Origin of the sequence: Macrococcus equi, assembly GCF_047426745.1 — a bacterium.
In the GTDB taxonomy this organism is placed as follows: domain Bacteria; phylum Bacillota; class Bacilli; order Staphylococcales; family Staphylococcaceae; genus Macrococcoides; species Macrococcoides equi.
In genome coordinates this window covers 757,901-774,533 of record NZ_CP179732.1, presented here as the reverse complement: position 1 = coordinate 774,533, position 16,633 = coordinate 757,901, and the positions used below count along the sequence as shown (strand labels likewise).

Below are 16,633 nucleotides of genomic sequence, written 5' to 3'. Positions count from 1 at the left end.
TAAAATGACGAAATCTTTTTTGAACGCTTTGTTACCAAGTGATGAATATAAAAAAACGAGAATGTTATATTTTATGGCTGAAGCTTTAGTAATCAATGTAATTCTATTATTCATAGCGATGACATTATATTATTTTATGCATTTTAATATTAATATAGAACTAATATTATTTTTATGCCCTATGTTATTAATCGGTTATCCTTATGGTCGTTATATTTTGTCTGGAATGGAGCACACAGAAGTAAGTACTGAGAAAGAGTACAGAAGAACAAGGAAAGAAGTTATGGTTCATGCGTTATTTAGTGGATTATTCTTTGGTTTAGCAATGCTAATTGTAAGAGGAATTCCACATAACTGGAGTGAAGGTATCGACTTTATTTTCATGCCGTTATTATTTACAGGATTTTATATTTTATTTGATTATGTGTCTTTACGAAAATCATATGAGAAAAATAAGGAATTAGATTAAATAAGGATGCGATATAAACTATATATCGCATCCTTATTTTCATGGGGATAATTTAAAATTTATAAACTATATGATATGAATTTCTTAATAGAAAATAAGCGTCATAATTTATAGTCTCACTATTCACTTCTAAAGTATTGTAAAATGAAGAATTTATTAGTATATTAAATGTACTAAGTATAATAATTATATCTAAATATAATTATTAAGGAAACGGAGTGAAAGTATATGAACAATATTAAACAGTTAACAGGGATACATCACGTAACAGCAATCACAAGTAGTGCCGAGAAAATTTATGATTTCTTTAATGAAGTGTTAGGAATGAGACTTGTTAAGAAAACTGTTAATCAGGATGATATAAATACATACCATTTGTTCTTTGCAGATGACGAAGGTAATGCAGGAACAGATATGACATTCTTTGATTTTAAAGGGGTATCGAAAGGTCAACATGGTACCAATGAAATTGCCAGAACTTCTTTTAGAGTGCCAAATGATCAAGCGGTTGAATATTTCTTAGAGCGCTTCGAGTCGTTTAATGTGAAGAATGACGGTATTCTTGAAATGTTCGGAAGAAAGATATTACCTTTTGAAGACTTTGACGGACAGTTATATCAAATTATTTCTGATGAAAATGATAATGGCGTTGCACCAGGCGTTCCCTGGAAAAATGGACCGGTACCTGAGGAGTTTGGAATTTATGGATTAGGTCCAGTATTTATCACTGTAAATCAGTTTACGGCATTTAAGTCAGCGTTTGAAGCGGTATATCTATTTAAAGAGACACAATCTGAAGGGAACTACCACCTATTTGAAACTGGCGAAGGTGGGAATGGTGCGTCAGTTATTATAGTGGATGACACTACGAGCAGAACGGCCTATCAAGGATACGGTACAATTCATCATGTCGCATTCCGTGTGCCAGATGAAACTGAACTAAGAGCCTGGATAGATCGTTTAGAGTCTTATAACTTACCTAACTCAGGATTTGTTGATCGATTCTTCTTCAAATCTTTATACGCAAGACTAGCAATGCCGATTCTTTTTGAGATTGCGACGGATGGGCCTGGATTTATGGGGGATGAACCTTATCAAACATTAGGTGAGAAATTATCATTACCACCATTTTTAGAAAATCAACGTGAATATATAGAGGGACAAGTAAGACATATTGATACAGTAAGAAGTAAATAGTAAAAAGACTAAGTGATAATAAAATCAAAGGAGAAAGATATGAACTACTTTTATCAAAAGAACGATTCAAATGAATTAGTAGTATTATTTCATGGTACAGGTGGCAATGAATATCAGTTAGTAGGATTAGCAGGTGAATTACTTCCCGGACGTGATATATTAAGCTTTGAAGGTAACAGCGGAGGTGCGATGAGTAGACGATTCTTCCCGCCGCTTGTTAATGGTGAGATGGATCGTAATGCATATAACGATGCTGTGCGACGTGTGACTGAAGTGATCAATGGACTGAATTTAGTATACGATAAGATTACATTCCTAGGTTATTCAAATGGTGCGAACTTTATTATCGGTTTCCTGGAAAACGGGTTTGAGATGGATACGGCAGTGTTGATGCATCCATCAGATTTAAAATATGATGTAAGTGGTGCGAAACGTGATACGAAAGTGATTATTACAACTGGCGCTACTGATTTTATGGTAACACCTGAACAATCAAAATCATTAGAAAATCAATTTAAATCTGCATTTGATGACGTTGACTTCATGGTGTTTAACGGTGGTCATGAAGTTACACAGGAAGAGTTAGTGCAATTAAAGGAAAAGTTAATGTAGGAAATCAATAACCCTAAAATATCAGATGATATTTTAGGGTTATTTTCGTGTTTTCCATATTTTAAATTTTAGGCAAATGTGTATTATATGTATGAAATTGTTATAATATTTATTATAACCTTTAAACTAAACTGAGAAATTGGGGTTAATGAGATGGATGCAGTAAATATATTGATAAACCAATTACCTGAACCGTTAAGAGATTTTGTCAGAGAATGCAATGAGGGAGAGGTAACAAATTATTTTCTGGAAGAAGCTAACCCTGACTTGGCTTATATAATATCTACTATTGCAACACACATCGATACTATAGCATCTCACAGAATGGCAGCATCTATATTTGAGCATGCAATAATATGGATGCCATCTTCATTCCCATTAGCAGCTTTTCATGTATTTAGAATATTAGAGTTGCAAGGCTTTGATGATGGCGATGAAATGAAGTCATTTATGATGAATGCTGAACATCCAGACTATGACCAGATTTCTAATGAATATTTTAGATTTGTGGCACAAAAGATTAAAGCAATAGATACAGACTACAATAAATCGATACCTAACAATGTTTATGATATTGAACTCCCTGATATTCTAAACAAAAAAGTAGTAAAAGCTATGAAAGACAAAATATACGCTTTCAAAACCATTCCCTTTGGCATTACTAGAAAAGATGTTGAAAAGAGACTTGGCACACCGACAGAATTATTAAATTATGCGAGTGGAAAATATATTTCTATGCTATCTTATGAGAGTCGCTACAAAAATAAGATTTTTGCATTTGTTTTTAAAGGTGAAAAAGAACTGGCTGATGAAGATTATATATTCATAGGTATCGAATTTTATTATGAGATGCATCAGCAAATTAGTAAGGATCAGTTAATAGGAATATGGGGTAAACCAGATACGGAAGGAATAACGATGGGTGATTTGTGTTATCACTATGGGGATATTAATATATCATTTTATAAGAACTGGGAAGATAAGTTTTACGTGAAACAGGTATGGTATGGAAGCGATGAAGTAACTAAGATAGAGAATGAGAAATTTATTTTTGAGAATTGATAACTTAAGGAGATTAACATGAACATAGATTACATTAACTATATTATTTTAGGTTTGGCATTTGGTTATACATTGATTGTAGTATTAAGAGGTTTAAGTTTCATGAATATATTCTATGCTTATTTTGTGGCATTCTTTTTAGTCTTTCTAGTTAATATATTCGTTAAGCATATGCCGATTACTCAGGCGTTAATTGTTTCGTTTGAACCGACATTGACGATAATAGCGTTGCTCGGATTGGGATATTCAATATATAAAAAACGACAAGCTAAGAAAGTGTAATTTTCACTTATGAATGAGATTTAGGTTATACTATAATAGAAATCAATATTATAGGAGTGGATGATAGTGAGATTATATGCGAAGCAAAAAGTATTATCATGGACACAAGATTTTATGATTATGAACGAAAATGATGAAGTCGTGTATATTGCTAAAGGTCAGCTTGACTTGCTAGGTCGTAGAAAGTTACGTATCTTAGATCAATATGATAATGAACTAGCATTTATTAAGCAAAGAGCGACAGCATTCTCGACAACGATGGACGTATTAGTCAATGGTTATGAGACACTTACAGTTCGCAAAAAAATGCTATCATTTCGACCGACATTTTTAATTGATGGGGAAGATTGGATCGTTCGTGGAAATTTCCTGAATTACGAATACACGATTGAAGATGGGAATGGACGTATTGTAGCAGAGATTAGTAAGAAATACTTCTCTTGGAGAGATACGTTTGGCATTGACATCATTGACGAAAGTGCCAATGTAGCACATATCATTGCAGTCGTTATGACAATTCATACCGACATGCAGGCAGGTAATACCACTGCTGCAACATCAGCGTATTAAACATAAAGAGGAAGCCATAAAATTTGGCTTCCTCTTTTCCTATGGTAATGTTTATACTTTAGTTCACAATATAATCTGGTGTTTCATTATTTAATTTTTTGTATACGTTTTGTGTCACAATGTCAGCCATCATATCACGTGCTTCAAATGTAGCGTTACCGATATGTGGTGTGAGCACGACGTTATCTAATTTTTTTAGCTTATCATTAATTTCCGGTTCAAATTCAAATACATCCAATGCCGCACCTTCAATGACTTTTGCTTCTAATGCATCCACTAATGCTGCTTCATGTACAACAGGTCCACGAGACGCATTGATTAAGTATGCAGTTGGTTTCATCATTTCAATTTGAGCTTTATCGATCATATGTTTCATTGAAGGATTATATGCAGAATTGATTGTAACAAAGTCTGATTGTTTCAATAGTTCTTCAAGAGAAACATATTTAGCACCTGTTGCTGCTTCGCGGTCTTTATGACGATTAGGTCCTGTATAAAGTATTTTCATATCGAAGCCTTTCGCACGACGAGCGACAGCTTGTCCAATTTCCCCTAAACCAATAATACCAATCGTTTTTCCTGATACTTCACGACCACGGAAGAATAATGGTGCCCAGCCGTTAAAACCAGTTGTGCGACAAACCTTATCGCCTTCCACGACACGTCTGGCAGCTGCAAGTAAGATTGCGAAAGTTAGATCTGCTGTTGCGTTTGTCGATGCTTTCGGTGTATTTGTGACATCGATATTTTTTGAGCGTGCGTATTCACCATCAATATTGTTGAATCCGGCACCATAATTAGCGATAATCTTCAGGTTCGGCGCTGCATCGATCACTTCTTTATCAACGTTAGTTGATAGTAAACTAATCAGTGCATCTTTATCTGCGATGCGTTGAACTAATTCATCTTTTGAAATTAATTTTTCACCTTCAAATACGTCAACTTCTTCAAAATTTTCTTTCAAGAATGTAAGTCCTTTTTCCGGTATTTCTCCTGCTACAAGTACTTTCATCTAAGGTACCTCCTCATATAATGCATTCATTATTATTCATATATATTTTAACAATAATCAAAAGTCTTCGCACATGTCTGAATCCTTCGATTAGGAAATTTTTTATGATTTGATTATGATTCATCTCACTGGGTAAAGATAGTATTGTATATCAAGATGAATTATTAATTTGAAAGGATTGTGAATACATTGTCTAAAATTAAGGCAAATCACGCACTTGTAAAAGCATTAAGACATTGGGAAATTGACCATGTTTATGGTATTCCTGGTGATACAATAGATACAGTAATTGACGCATTAAAAACAGCGGAAGAAGAGATTAAATTCTATAATGTTCGTCATGAAGAAGTAGCTTCTCTTGCTGCAACGAACTATACAAAATTAACGGGTAAGATTGCAGTTTCGATTGCGATTGGTGGTCCAGGTGCCATCCACTTATTAAATGGTATGTATGATGCGAAAATGGATAATATTCCGCAACTTGTTCTTGTAGGTCAGGCTAATACTGATGTATTAGGCACAAAATACTTCCAGGAATTAGATTTAACAGCGATGTTTAATGATGTTGCTGTGTACAATAAACAACTTGATCAAGCTGAAAATGTTTATGAAGTTGTAAATGAAGCAATTCAAACAGCATACGACAAAAAAGGTGTGGCAGTGCTTTCTATTCCAGGTAACTTATTGAAAGCGAAAATTGATGATAATACAACGAATGAACCTGTTGTGCCACCAGTTCACACAACAGCAATTGATAATGATCAAATAGCTGAAGCAATTAAGTTAATTGAACAAAGTGAGAAACCGGTTGTACTTGCTGGTACAGGTGTGAAGAATGCTAAAGATGTTCTGGTGAAGTTTATTGAGCATGCGAAGTTACCTTCAATCGTTACTTTACCGGCTAAGGGATTAATTCCTGATATGCATCCTAATATGTTAGGTAACTTAGGTAAAATTGGTACGAAAGCAGCATTTGAAGCAAGTAAAGAAGCAGATTTATTAATCATGATAGGTACAAACTTCCCTTATGTTGATTACTTACCGGATGAAGATGTGCCATGCATCCAGATAGATAATAATCCTGACAATATTGGATCACGACATAAAGTAACAGTTCCGTTAATCGGTGATGCGAAAGAAATCTTAACTGTATTGAATGAACAATTACCAGTAGTGCAGGAACGTCCATTCCTAGAAGCATGTAAAGAAAACATGGAACAGTGGAATAGTTGGTTAGATGAAGATAGAGAAAATAATAGTATACCATTACGTCCAGAGCGTATCATGGCTGAAATTGAGAAGATTGCAGATGATGATGCTGTATTCTCTGTTGACGTAGGAACTTCGACTGTTTGGGGTACACGCTATTTAAGATTAGATCATAATAACCGTTTCTTAACTTCTCCTTGGTTAGGGACAATGGGTTGCGCATTACCTGGTGCAATTGCTAGTAAAATCGCTTATCCAGACCGTGAAGCTATTGCAATTACAGGTGATGGTGCAATGGCGATGGTAATGCAGGATTTCTCAACTGCTGTGTATCATAATCTTCCGATGATTGTTGTCGTATTGAACAATAAACAATTATCATTCATCAAATATGAGCAACAAGCTGCCGGTGAATTAGAGTATGCGATTGATTTTGGCGATATTGACTTTGCTAAGTTCGCCGAAAGTTGCGGTGGTGTAGGTATTACTGTCACTAAACCAGAAGAACTTGCAGGTGCATTCAGACATGCTAAAGATGTTAATAAACCTGTGATTATTAATGCATATGTTGATCCAGATGCAGCGCCACTTCCAGGTCAAATTGTCTGGGATGAAGCATTAGGATATGCGAAATTTGAATTACGTTCATTATTGGAAGAGAATAAATTAGAAAAAATGCCACCATTAAAAACAATTATGAGAAGATTCTTCTAATAATTGTGGATTTAAGTGAAATCAATCTTAAAGCAATCGATGAAAGTCGATTGCTTTATTTTAATACTAAAATTTATTAATGTAGGAGATAACATATGATTAAAGGGACCATTACAGGATGCATACTTTACGTGTTGCTGGTTATTGGTGATTATTTCTGTCATACACAAACAGAACGTTTACTATTGAATATCGATTTTATTACACATCAAAAGAAAGTAGCATTATTAATAGAATTGATACCACATATTTTGGTAAGTATTGTGTTGTATAAGACATTACAATATCTTTATCATAAGAAAAAGTTATTATATCTTCCTATAATATTTGCAATTACAATCTTTATAGCACTTTATTTTATATTATTGGACATTGCTCGATATTATGAGTACCATACTTCTATTAAAATGTTTATCGTATGGATGACAGCACATGTTATATACTTACTTATCGTTTATATCTTAATAAGAAAAGAGGTAGGTCATGCAAATATTCAGAGTGAGTGAAGATCATGAAACATCAGCACGCTTTCTGGATAACAGAAGATTATCTAAGCAAGTGCTTGAACTATATCAAATCATTCGTGTTTGTCTGGCGGAGATGCATATCATTGAAGGGAACACGAGATATTTAAGTCATCCTATCGTAAAGCATATCTATAATAATGGACATCCGTACTTATTAGATTGTTTTAATATGCTCAAAGTTATGGATGCAGAGCATACACGAAGAGGTGGTAAACGTTCAGACACATTTAAAGCAGACATTGCACACTTGGAAAGTATCATTGATGAGCATCGACATTTATTTAATCAGGAGACAATACCACCGTTCTATGTATATGGAACAGATAAAATAAACGGTGAACATGCCTTTAAAGCATACGAGCAATTATTACATGAAAAGTGGATGAATGATAAGATAGCACCAAGATGTGGTGTTAAGATAAATGGATTTAAGGAGAAGAACAATGCAAAAAGAACAGTTAATTAAGCAACTGAAAATGCAACCTCATCCGGAAGGAGGCTATTATACTGAAACTTATCGATCAGAAGAATTAACTCATAATCGTCCGTTATATTCGAGTATTTATTTCTTGTTAGAATCAGGGAACATCTCGCACTTTCATCGAATTGATGCAGATGAATTATGGTACTACCAAGGTGGGGACTCCCTAACGATTCATATGATTCATGCAGATGGTAGATATGAAGCGGTTAAACTAGGTCTAAATGTAGCACAAGGAGAAGTACCACAATTTTTAGTGCCGAAAAATACAATATTTGCTTCAAGTGTGGAAGATGATAATGCATGGAGCTTTGTAGGATGTATGGTTAGTCCAGGGTTTACGTTTGAAGGATTTGAATTGTTTACTCAAGAAGAGTTACATCAAGCTTACCCGCACTTAGAAGCAATCATAGAAAAATACGCACTCACTGAAATCAAATAAGAAAAGAGGAATATAAATGAAAACAATATTAAGAATTCTTTTAGGAGCAGGATTTACAACAGCGGGAGTATTACATTTTACGAGAGAGCAGAACTTTAGAAAGATTGTCCCTGCATACCTTCCTTTTAAGAAGAGTATTGTCTATATTTCCGGGGTAATGGAGCTTGTAATGGGCATTTACCTACTGATTAAACGACCAAGTGACATTGCTAAACAATTAATCAATACATTTTTATTAGGTGTATTCCCGGCAAATATTTATATGGCAAGAAAAGAAATTCCATTAGGTGATAGACAGTTATCAAAGTCAGTATTGTATGGTCGATTACCATTACAATTTGTATTGATGAAGATGATTAAGTCATTATAAGTGAAAAAAGAATCGATAGAATGAATTGGATTTCATTCTATCGATTCTTTTTCTAATATTTTATATTGCATATTTCTTTTTAGTAATAAGTAGTATGATCTCAATAATACCAATAACTATAAGGGATGCCCCGAATAATGGCATTAGAATTCCCATCATTAACAGTAAGGCTGCAAAGAACCATGTATATTTTGAATAACTTTGTGCTTTTGGTGTTGATAGCTGTCCTTTTTGCTTACGCATGAAGTAAATTTTGATACCAAAGAACGTAAGCACTAATAGACCCACTAAAAATGCTAGGTTAACGATTTTATTTATAAGTCCGAATAGATTTCCTTCGTGTAACGGAATACCGACTGCAATAAATTTAGCCAAAGGTCCGTAATCATTGAAATCAAAGATAGCAAGTTTCATACCTGAATATTGATCTAAATGAATAGTGCGTTCTTCTAGTGGATTCGCATCTAAACCAGTCACTCCTGTACCTGCGGCTTTCGATAAGACGTATGTCCCTTTATCATCCATTGGCACTGTAATGCTATATGGTTTTTTAAATCCTTCTTCCTTTGCAATCTCATTAATATGTGTGATAGGTAATCGAGTACCTTCGTGAGATTTTGAGTCCGTATGCTCTCCGCGCGTTGCCCAGGCGATTTCATTGTTTGAAACCGGTGGAGTCTTGACTGATTCAGGATAACCGACGATAGAATTGTTAACCGCAAAGTCATAAATCTTAGCACCCATAAATCCAGACCATGGTAAACCTGTCAGTACAATCAGTAGAAGTGGAATACTTAATACAGTACCAAGTATCGCATGGAACTTCGCTTGATTTTTACGTTTAATTTTAGAAGTACTATTTGTGATGTACTTTCTAAAGAAGGTCATAAACAACCCAGTGATGATTAAGAATATTGCCCAGCATGAAGCAACCTCTACTAAGTAGTTGATGAATGTATTCCCTGTTAACAAATTAGAGTGTAACTCACGCGAGAAATTAGAAAATAGTTTCGAAGGCTCAATTTCACCTTTTACTTGATTATGATGATCTAAATATACAACCTTTGAGGCATCATCTGGTCCCATAATCGAAACACGAGTATTGTATTCTCCCTTTAAAAAACTAATTTTCATGACATGATAACCAGGATGTTTCTGTAAGATGTCATCGATTCCATCATTTAAAGACTGTTCTGGTTTGATTGTCTGTTCGAATAATAAATCATGATTCACTTTGTTCTCAACTTCAGGATAGAATAAGTACATTATTCCAGAAATACTTAACGTAATGAGTAGTGGTGTAATGAAAATTGCAGCATAAAAGTGCCATCTCCAAAATACATTATTAAAATACTTTTTCACAAACTTCCCCCATTTATTCACAAGATGTTTAAATGATAGCACATCCCAGAAATGATTTAGTGAATAGTTTGTGAAATTAATTAGTCAGAAATATGAAAATTTTGTGTATGTGTGAGGACTAATCTAATCTTTACATTTTTATATACTGATATGTAGCTATTGGTTGATTAGATGGTCTTAACTGAAAGTGTAATATTTTATTATTCAAATCAATTATTATTGTGTTGTAAATTAAGGAGAAAATTAAAAGGATTAATAGTTATCTATTATATACCTTTACTTTACATATAATTTTGAATGTGAGAAAATACTATCGAAATAAAATAATATCTAGTATTAGTACTAGGTAATAAAATGGTGAGGTTATGATGATTAAAGTTGCTATTCCTGGTGGATCGAGACAGGAGATATTAGAGGTTGTTAAGAAAGCAAAACAATTATATAAAGATGTCATTTCATTTTTTGTATTTGATGTTGAAGATAATATTGATACAGAAGGTTTGTGGAGTTATGAACGATGTAGTAGTGAGGAAGAAAGTGTTGAAAAATCTGTTGCTATGGCAGCGAGTGGTGAAATTCAAATATTAATGAAAGGAATTGTTGAAACACGATATGTTTTGAAAGAAGTACTCAAGAAAGAACATAATTTGCGTACTCAGTCAGTACTATCTCATGTGGCGCTCGTTAATTTACCAGATAATAGACGTTTCTTACTTACTGATGCTGCTATGAATATAGCGCCTGATGTTAATCAGTTGTATGAGATTACTAATAACGTTATTGATGTTTGTCACCGTATTGGTCTGAATCAACCTAAGGTAGCGATGATTAGTTCAGCAGAGTCATATAATGAAAAAATGCCTTCATCAGTATTAGCGCACAATATCTCCGTACGATTCGATGAAAGAAAAGATGCGATAGTTGAAGGTCCTATTTCTCTGGATTTAGCGATTTCAAATACTGCAGTAGAACATAAAGGTTATCAAGGGCGAATTAAAGGTGATGCGGATGTTTTGGTTGTTCCTTCTATTGATGTTGGTAATGTATTGTATAAATCATTTGCAGTAATAGGTAATGCGGTGATTGGTGGAACGATTGTAGGTGCTAAAGTACCGATAGTTCTAACTTCAAGAAGTGATTCTACTGAAAGTAAGCTATACGCATTAGATTTTGCTATGCAGCAAGTAAGGGGATTATTATGAAAGATAAATATATATTAGTGATTAATCCAGGTTCAACTTCCAGTAAAGTTGCATTGTATTGTAGTAATCATTGTGTAGATGAAAGTATTTTTAGGTATACGGTTGATGAGATTGGTCAATATGAAACAATCATGGATCAAATTGAATTTCGTGAAGCAAGACTGAGAGCGTTTCTTAAAGATAATGATATACATCCAGGAAATCTTGCAGCCATCGTAGCTCGTGGCGGATTGATGAAGCCTATTACAGGAGGAACTTACCTTATTACCGGAGAAATGATAGAAGATCTTCGTTCTGGTAAATATGGTATGCATGCATCTAATTTAGGTGCGATTATTGCAAATGACATAGCACTCGAATATGGTGTTAAAGCATACACAGTAGACCCTGTGGTAGTTGATGAGTTTCATGAGCTTGCACGCATTAGTGGTTTTAAAGGTATTGAGAGGCGTAGTGTGTTTCATGCTTTAAATCAGAAGGCGGTTGCAAGAAAAGTATTACAACAAGCAGGAAAAGAATACTTTACTTCTAATGTGATTGTGACTCATATAGGTGGTGGTATCTCGATTGGTGCACATCAGTCAGGTCGCGTTGTTGATTGTGTGAATGCATTTGACGGGGAAGGTCCGTATTCTCCTGAGAGAACAGGTGGATTACCGCTGATTGATTTTGCGAAGAAAATAATAGATGAGCAGTTGGACATTCCAAAAGTTAAATCAATACTTGCAGGGCAAGGTGGCATGAAATCTTATCTTGGGGAAATTGATATTAAGACGATAGAATATAAAGCTTTAAGTGGGGATGATAATGCAAAGAAATATTTTGACGGTATGTGTTATCAGATTTCTAAGGGAATCGCTGAAATGGCTGCTGTATTGAAAGGGAAAGTTGATTGCATCATTCTTACTGGTGGTGTGAGTCATTCAGAATATGTTGTTAACTTCATCAAGTCTTATGTGAGTTGGATATCTGAAATAAAGGTGAGTCCAGGTGAGGAAGAATTAAGTGCACTGTATGAAGGTGTAATGCGCGTCATTAGAGGTGAAGAAGAAGCGAAAATATACTAAAAAAGTAAACGCAAAATCAAAGAATATATATTTGTATAATTATACGCTTTGAATAATTTTAATAAATATTGGAAATTTTATTGACAAAAGGTATTTCGTTAACGATAATATAAATCAATTAAATAAATATTTTCTTATCCAGAGAGGTGGAGGGACAGGCCCTATGAAACCTCGGCAACAGAACCGTTTTCGGAAACTGTGCCAATTCCTGCAACTAACGTTGTAAAGATGAGACAAACTTAGAGGTGAATTCCTGTAGACTTGTTCTTGTCTGCGGGAATTTTTTTGTTTATTTAATTAATACATAACAATGAGGGAGGAAAAAATGGTTGTTTTACAGAAAGTATTGAAGCTCATTATTACATTATGGTTAATCATCACAATCACTTTTGTCATTATGCATTCCATTCCTGGTGATCCATTTTCTAATGATTCGAAAGCTATTTCAGAAGAACAATTAGCAAATATGAAGGCAAAATACCATTTGGATCAACCAGTGCTAATTCAATATTTTATCTATCTGAAAAATATTGCCATATTCGATTTGGGACCTTCAATTAGAAGTGATAATCAAGATGTAAATGACATGATTGCGGAAGGATTTTATCCATCTGCATTGCTTGGGGTTCAGTCGATTATTATTGCTTTAATTGGTGGAATATTTTTAGGAACAATCGCAGCGATCTATAAGCATAAGACGATAGATTTTATTGCTTTGATTCTTGCAATAATAGGTATCTCTGTACCGAGTTTTATTTTAGCACCATTATTAATAAAATATTTTGGAGTTGAACTTCAATGGCTACCAATAGCTAATTTTGATTCATGGAAACACTCAATATTACCAAGTATGGCTTTAGCTACAGGACCATTAGCAATAATAACAAGATATGTTAGAAGTAACATGATTGAAGTTCTAAGTTCAAATTACATAAGAACAGCTAAAGCGAAAGGTCTTCCACTTACATATATTATTAGGACGCATGCAATTAAGAACACACTCTTACCTGTAGTTACTTTTCTAGGACCTTTATTTGCTTCAGTTGTAACAGGAACTTTTGTAATTGAGAAAGTATTTGCAATACCGGGCATAGGAAAATATTTTGTAGAAAGTATTTTTAATAGAGATTATCCGGTGATTATGGGCACGACAATATTCTATAGTTTTGTATTGTTGATCATGATATTTCTGGTAGATGTCTGCTACAGATTGATTGATCCTAGAATCAAGCTAAGAAAGGAGAACTAAATGGAAACTAAAATATTGAGTGATAGTGCATTTCAACCACTGGAAGTATTGAGTAACAAGTCAATTTCTATCCGTAATATTAATCGTAAAAAACAATTTTTTCAGGATTTCCTGGGACATAAACTTGCGTTAATAGGGATTATTACGTTAATAATCATTATATTAATGGCCATAATAGGACCACAAATTTCAGGACAAAGCGGAAGCAAACAAAGTTTGATAGATGCTAATTTAGCTCCTGATGGAAAACATTGGTTTGGTACGGATGATTTAGGACGAGATGTATTTACACGAATATGGTTAGGTGTAAGAATTTCCTTAGTTATTGGTGTTATTGCTGCACTAGTTGATATCGTCATCGGTATCGTGGTTGGTGCCATTTCTGGATATGCTGCAGGAAGAAGTAAGTTAGGTGACACAATTGATAATATCTTAATGAGGATTGTAGATGTGCTTTATGGCATTCCATACTTATTAATTGTTATTTTATTACTTGTGTTACTAAAGCCAGGCCTAATCACAATGATTATTGCACTCAGTTTAACCGGTTGGGTCAGTATGGCTCGAATTGTTCGTGGACAGGTGCTACAGGTAAAACAAGAACAATATATAAAAGCAGCAGAACTATTAGGTACGAGCCATCTTAAAATTATTCAACAACATATTTTACCTAATATTATGGGCGTCATCATTGTAAATTTGACATTTACAATACCTTCAGCAATATTTGCAGAATCATTTTTAAGCTTTCTTGGACTAGGTATACAGGCTCCTTCAGCTAGCTTGGGGACAATGGCTAATGATGCGCTAGGTGTTATTTTGAGCGGAGAATGGTGGAGATTATTTTTCCCCTCTATATTAATTGCTTTAATCATGTTTTGCTTCAATGTTATTGGGGATGGCTTACAAGATACATTGCAAGTGAAGGGGGATAAATAAATGTCAACACTATTAAAGGTAGAGCATCTAAGTGTTAATCGTAATAAACGAAAAAAAGTGCTCAACATCATTGATGATATTTCTTTTGAAGTAAATGAAGGTGAGATATTTGCACTGGTTGGAGAAAGTGGCAGTGGTAAAAGTATAACAGTACAGGCTATTACAGGAATGTTATCACCAGGTTTAAATGTTTCTTCTCAAAAAATTAAATTATCAACATGGGATTTAAAACGTAATAAAAGAAGAGACTGGGAAAAAATTCGTGGAAAGCATATAGGAATGGTATTTCAAGATCCAATGACTTCACTAAATCCGACTTTGACGATAGGCAAACAATTAATTGAAATATTCACTATCAAAGAAAAGATTTCTAGCAAAGATGCTAAAGAACGTGCTATTCAGCTATTAAAAGATGTTGATATCAATTTACCTGAAGCACGTCTGAAACAATATCCTCATGAATTAAGTGGAGGAATGAGACAACGTGTCCTTATTGCGATGGCAATTGCATTAAACCCTGAACTTATTATTGCCGATGAACCTACTACTGCATTGGATGTCACGACTCAGAAACAAATCTTGCATTTGCTAAAAGAACATAAAGTAAAACGAAACGGTTCGGTACTCATTATTACACACGATTTAGGTGTTGTTGCTGAAATAGCAGATAAAGTTGGAATTATGTATGCTGGAAAATTAGTTGAGGTAGGTAAAGTTCAAGATATATTCGACCATCCTAAACATCCATATACAAAAGGTTTACTCGCTTCACTAATAAAAAAAGATACTGAGAAAAAAGAAAAACTAAGTATTATTGAAGGCACACCTCCAACACCAGAGGAAAAAGATAAAGGATGCCCATTTGTAAATAGGTGTGAACATGCAATGAATATATGTAGAATGCAATTTCCACCTGAGTATTATTTAAATTCTCAAAAAGTTGCTTGTTGGTTGCATGCTCCTGAGAGAGGTGATCAACTTGGTTAAAACATTACTAGAATTCCAACATGTTGATAAGTTCTATAAAGGAAAAAATAAGAATGCTGTCAAAGTATTAAAAGATATTAACTTTTCTTTATATGAAAATGAAATATTAGGCATCGTTGGAGAGAGCGGTAGCGGAAAATCTACAATAGCTAAACTTATAACTAAATTAGAAGATTTTCAAAAAGGTGATGTTTATTATAATGATCAAAGTATAAGCACTTTAGATAAGAAGCAACTGAAAAAGTACCGTCAATCTGTACAGATGATATTCCAGGATCCAGATTCTTCATTAAATCCACGCTTAACAGTAAAAGAAATTATTTTAGAAGGTGTTAGGGGATTTAATTTGAAAATAGAAAATCAAGATAAGTATGTTGATGATTTATTAGAGGATGTTGGTCTCCCAAAAAACTTTAAAGATAGGTATCCGATAGAATTATCAGGTGGCCAAAAGCAGCGTGTGGGAATAGCAAGATGTTTAGCTGTACAGCCAAAGTTAATTGTTGCTGATGAACCGATATCAGCATTGGATGTTTCTATTCAGGCTCAAATCATAAATTTATTAAAAGAACTAAAATTTAAGAGAAATCTTACCCTAATATTTATAGGACATGATTTAAATGTTGTGAAATATATTTGTGATCGTACAATTGTGCTGTATGATGGGGCGATATTAGAATATGGCGATAGTGAGGATGTACTTCAGCATCCAAAACATCCATATACTCAGCGTTTGATACAATCTAGTCCGGTGCATCATCCTTCTGAACGCGACCATTTGAATGGAAATATTATAAGAGATAGACCAGATTATGGTGAAGTAACAGGATATGAACAAGTACAAGATAATCATTTTATTGCAAAACATTAAATATACTGG

General features: G+C 34.0%; 19 protein-coding genes and 1 riboswitch. Of the genes, 17 read left to right on the top strand and 2 right to left on the bottom strand.

Annotation, left to right across the window (positions count from 1 at the left end):
* The first annotated feature begins 4 nt into the window (after positions 1-4).
* The 6 genes from ACMGE6_RS04080 to ACMGE6_RS04055 all read left to right on the top strand — a co-directional run bounded on the left by ACMGE6_RS04080 (position 5) and on the right by ACMGE6_RS04055 (position 4,192).
* Positions 5-469: a hypothetical protein gene (locus ACMGE6_RS04080; protein ID WP_414054539.1), complete on the top strand. Its 465-nt coding sequence runs from the start codon at positions 5-7 to the stop codon at positions 467-469.
* Positions 470-706: 237 nt separating this feature from the next.
* Positions 707-1,666, top strand: coding sequence for a ring-cleaving dioxygenase (locus ACMGE6_RS04075; RefSeq protein ID WP_414054830.1), 960 nt, complete (start codon positions 707-709; stop codon positions 1,664-1,666).
* Positions 1,667-1,705: 39 nt separating this feature from the next.
* On the top strand, positions 1,706-2,278 hold the full coding sequence (locus ACMGE6_RS04070) for an alpha/beta hydrolase (RefSeq protein WP_414054538.1): 573 nt from the start codon (positions 1,706-1,708) through the stop codon (positions 2,276-2,278).
* A 153-nt stretch (positions 2,279-2,431) separates the two neighbouring features.
* Positions 2,432-3,340 (top strand): hypothetical protein, encoded by a 909-nt coding sequence (locus ACMGE6_RS04065; RefSeq protein WP_414054537.1) that lies wholly within the window; start codon positions 2,432-2,434, stop codon positions 3,338-3,340.
* 18 nt (positions 3,341-3,358) lie between these two features.
* Positions 3,359-3,622 carry a hypothetical protein gene (locus ACMGE6_RS04060; protein ID WP_414045278.1) on the top strand — a complete coding sequence of 88 codons (264 nt, stop codon included), beginning with the start codon at positions 3,359-3,361 and terminating at the stop codon, positions 3,620-3,622.
* Between the two features lie 66 nt (positions 3,623-3,688).
* Positions 3,689-4,192, top strand: a complete 504-nt coding sequence (locus ACMGE6_RS04055; protein ID WP_414054536.1) for an LURP-one-related/scramblase family protein — start codon at positions 3,689-3,691, stop codon at positions 4,190-4,192.
* 58 nt (positions 4,193-4,250) lie between these two features.
* On the opposite strand, the gene ACMGE6_RS04050 is transcribed toward ACMGE6_RS04055, so the two are convergent.
* A complete protein-coding gene (locus ACMGE6_RS04050; protein ID WP_414054535.1) occupies positions 4,251-5,204 on the bottom strand; it encodes a 2-hydroxyacid dehydrogenase family protein in 954 nt (317 codons plus the stop codon).
* Positions 5,205-5,393: 189 nt separating this feature from the next.
* On the opposite strand from ACMGE6_RS04050, the gene ACMGE6_RS04045 reads away from it, so the two are divergent.
* The 5 genes from ACMGE6_RS04045 (at position 5,394) to ACMGE6_RS04025 (ending at position 8,947) form a co-directional block, all read left to right on the top strand.
* On the top strand, positions 5,394-7,127 hold the full coding sequence (locus ACMGE6_RS04045) for a pyruvate oxidase (RefSeq protein ID WP_414054534.1): 1,734 nt from the start codon (positions 5,394-5,396) through the stop codon (positions 7,125-7,127).
* A gap of 95 nt (positions 7,128-7,222) precedes the next feature.
* Positions 7,223-7,633 carry a hypothetical protein gene (locus tag ACMGE6_RS04040; protein ID WP_414054533.1) on the top strand — a complete coding sequence of 137 codons (411 nt, stop codon included), beginning with the start codon at positions 7,223-7,225 and terminating at the stop codon, positions 7,631-7,633.
* Complete coding sequence (locus tag ACMGE6_RS04035) at positions 7,611-8,120, top strand: pyrimidine dimer DNA glycosylase/endonuclease V (protein ID WP_414054532.1); 510 nt, start codon at positions 7,611-7,613, stop codon at positions 8,118-8,120. Before ACMGE6_RS04040 ends, ACMGE6_RS04035 begins: the two co-directional genes overlap by 23 nt.
* A complete protein-coding gene (locus ACMGE6_RS04030; protein WP_414054531.1) occupies positions 8,098-8,577 on the top strand; it encodes a cupin domain-containing protein in 480 nt (159 codons plus the stop codon). The genes ACMGE6_RS04035 and ACMGE6_RS04030 overlap by 23 nt, the downstream gene beginning before the upstream one ends.
* Before the next feature lie 16 nt (positions 8,578-8,593).
* Complete coding sequence (locus ACMGE6_RS04025; protein WP_414054530.1) at positions 8,594-8,947, top strand: DoxX family protein; 354 nt, start codon at positions 8,594-8,596, stop codon at positions 8,945-8,947.
* A 60-nt stretch (positions 8,948-9,007) separates the two neighbouring features.
* On the opposite strand, the gene ACMGE6_RS04020 is transcribed toward ACMGE6_RS04025, so the two are convergent.
* Positions 9,008-10,309 carry a PepSY-associated TM helix domain-containing protein gene (locus ACMGE6_RS04020; RefSeq protein WP_414054529.1) on the bottom strand — a complete coding sequence of 434 codons (1,302 nt, stop codon included), beginning with the start codon at positions 10,307-10,309 and terminating at the stop codon, positions 9,008-9,010.
* A gap of 368 nt (positions 10,310-10,677) precedes the next feature.
* Here ACMGE6_RS04020 and ACMGE6_RS04015 point away from each other — a divergent pair, with 368 nt between their 5' ends.
* The 6 genes from ACMGE6_RS04015 (at position 10,678) to ACMGE6_RS03990 (ending at position 16,624) form a co-directional block, all read left to right on the top strand.
* Entirely contained in the window at positions 10,678-11,511 is an 834-nt protein-coding gene (locus tag ACMGE6_RS04015) for a phosphate acyltransferase (protein ID WP_414054528.1), read from the top strand.
* Entirely contained in the window at positions 11,508-12,578 is a 1,071-nt protein-coding gene (gene buk / locus ACMGE6_RS04010) for a butyrate kinase (RefSeq protein ID WP_414054527.1), read from the top strand. Before ACMGE6_RS04015 ends, buk begins: the two co-directional genes overlap by 4 nt.
* A gap of 131 nt (positions 12,579-12,709) precedes the next feature.
* Positions 12,710-12,813, top strand: a riboswitch (SAM riboswitch).
* Positions 12,814-12,903: 90 nt separating this feature from the next.
* Positions 12,904-13,827 (top strand): ABC transporter permease, encoded by a 924-nt coding sequence (locus ACMGE6_RS04005; protein ID WP_414054526.1) that lies wholly within the window; start codon positions 12,904-12,906, stop codon positions 13,825-13,827.
* Positions 13,828-14,766 carry an ABC transporter permease gene (locus tag ACMGE6_RS04000; RefSeq protein WP_414054525.1) on the top strand — a complete coding sequence of 313 codons (939 nt, stop codon included), beginning with the start codon at positions 13,828-13,830 and terminating at the stop codon, positions 14,764-14,766.
* A complete protein-coding gene (locus ACMGE6_RS03995) occupies positions 14,767-15,753 on the top strand; it encodes an ABC transporter ATP-binding protein (RefSeq protein WP_414054524.1) in 987 nt (328 codons plus the stop codon).
* Complete coding sequence (locus ACMGE6_RS03990; protein WP_414054523.1) at positions 15,746-16,624, top strand: ABC transporter ATP-binding protein; 879 nt, start codon at positions 15,746-15,748, stop codon at positions 16,622-16,624. The genes ACMGE6_RS03995 and ACMGE6_RS03990 overlap by 8 nt, the downstream gene beginning before the upstream one ends.
* Positions 16,625-16,633 lie beyond the last annotated feature (9 nt).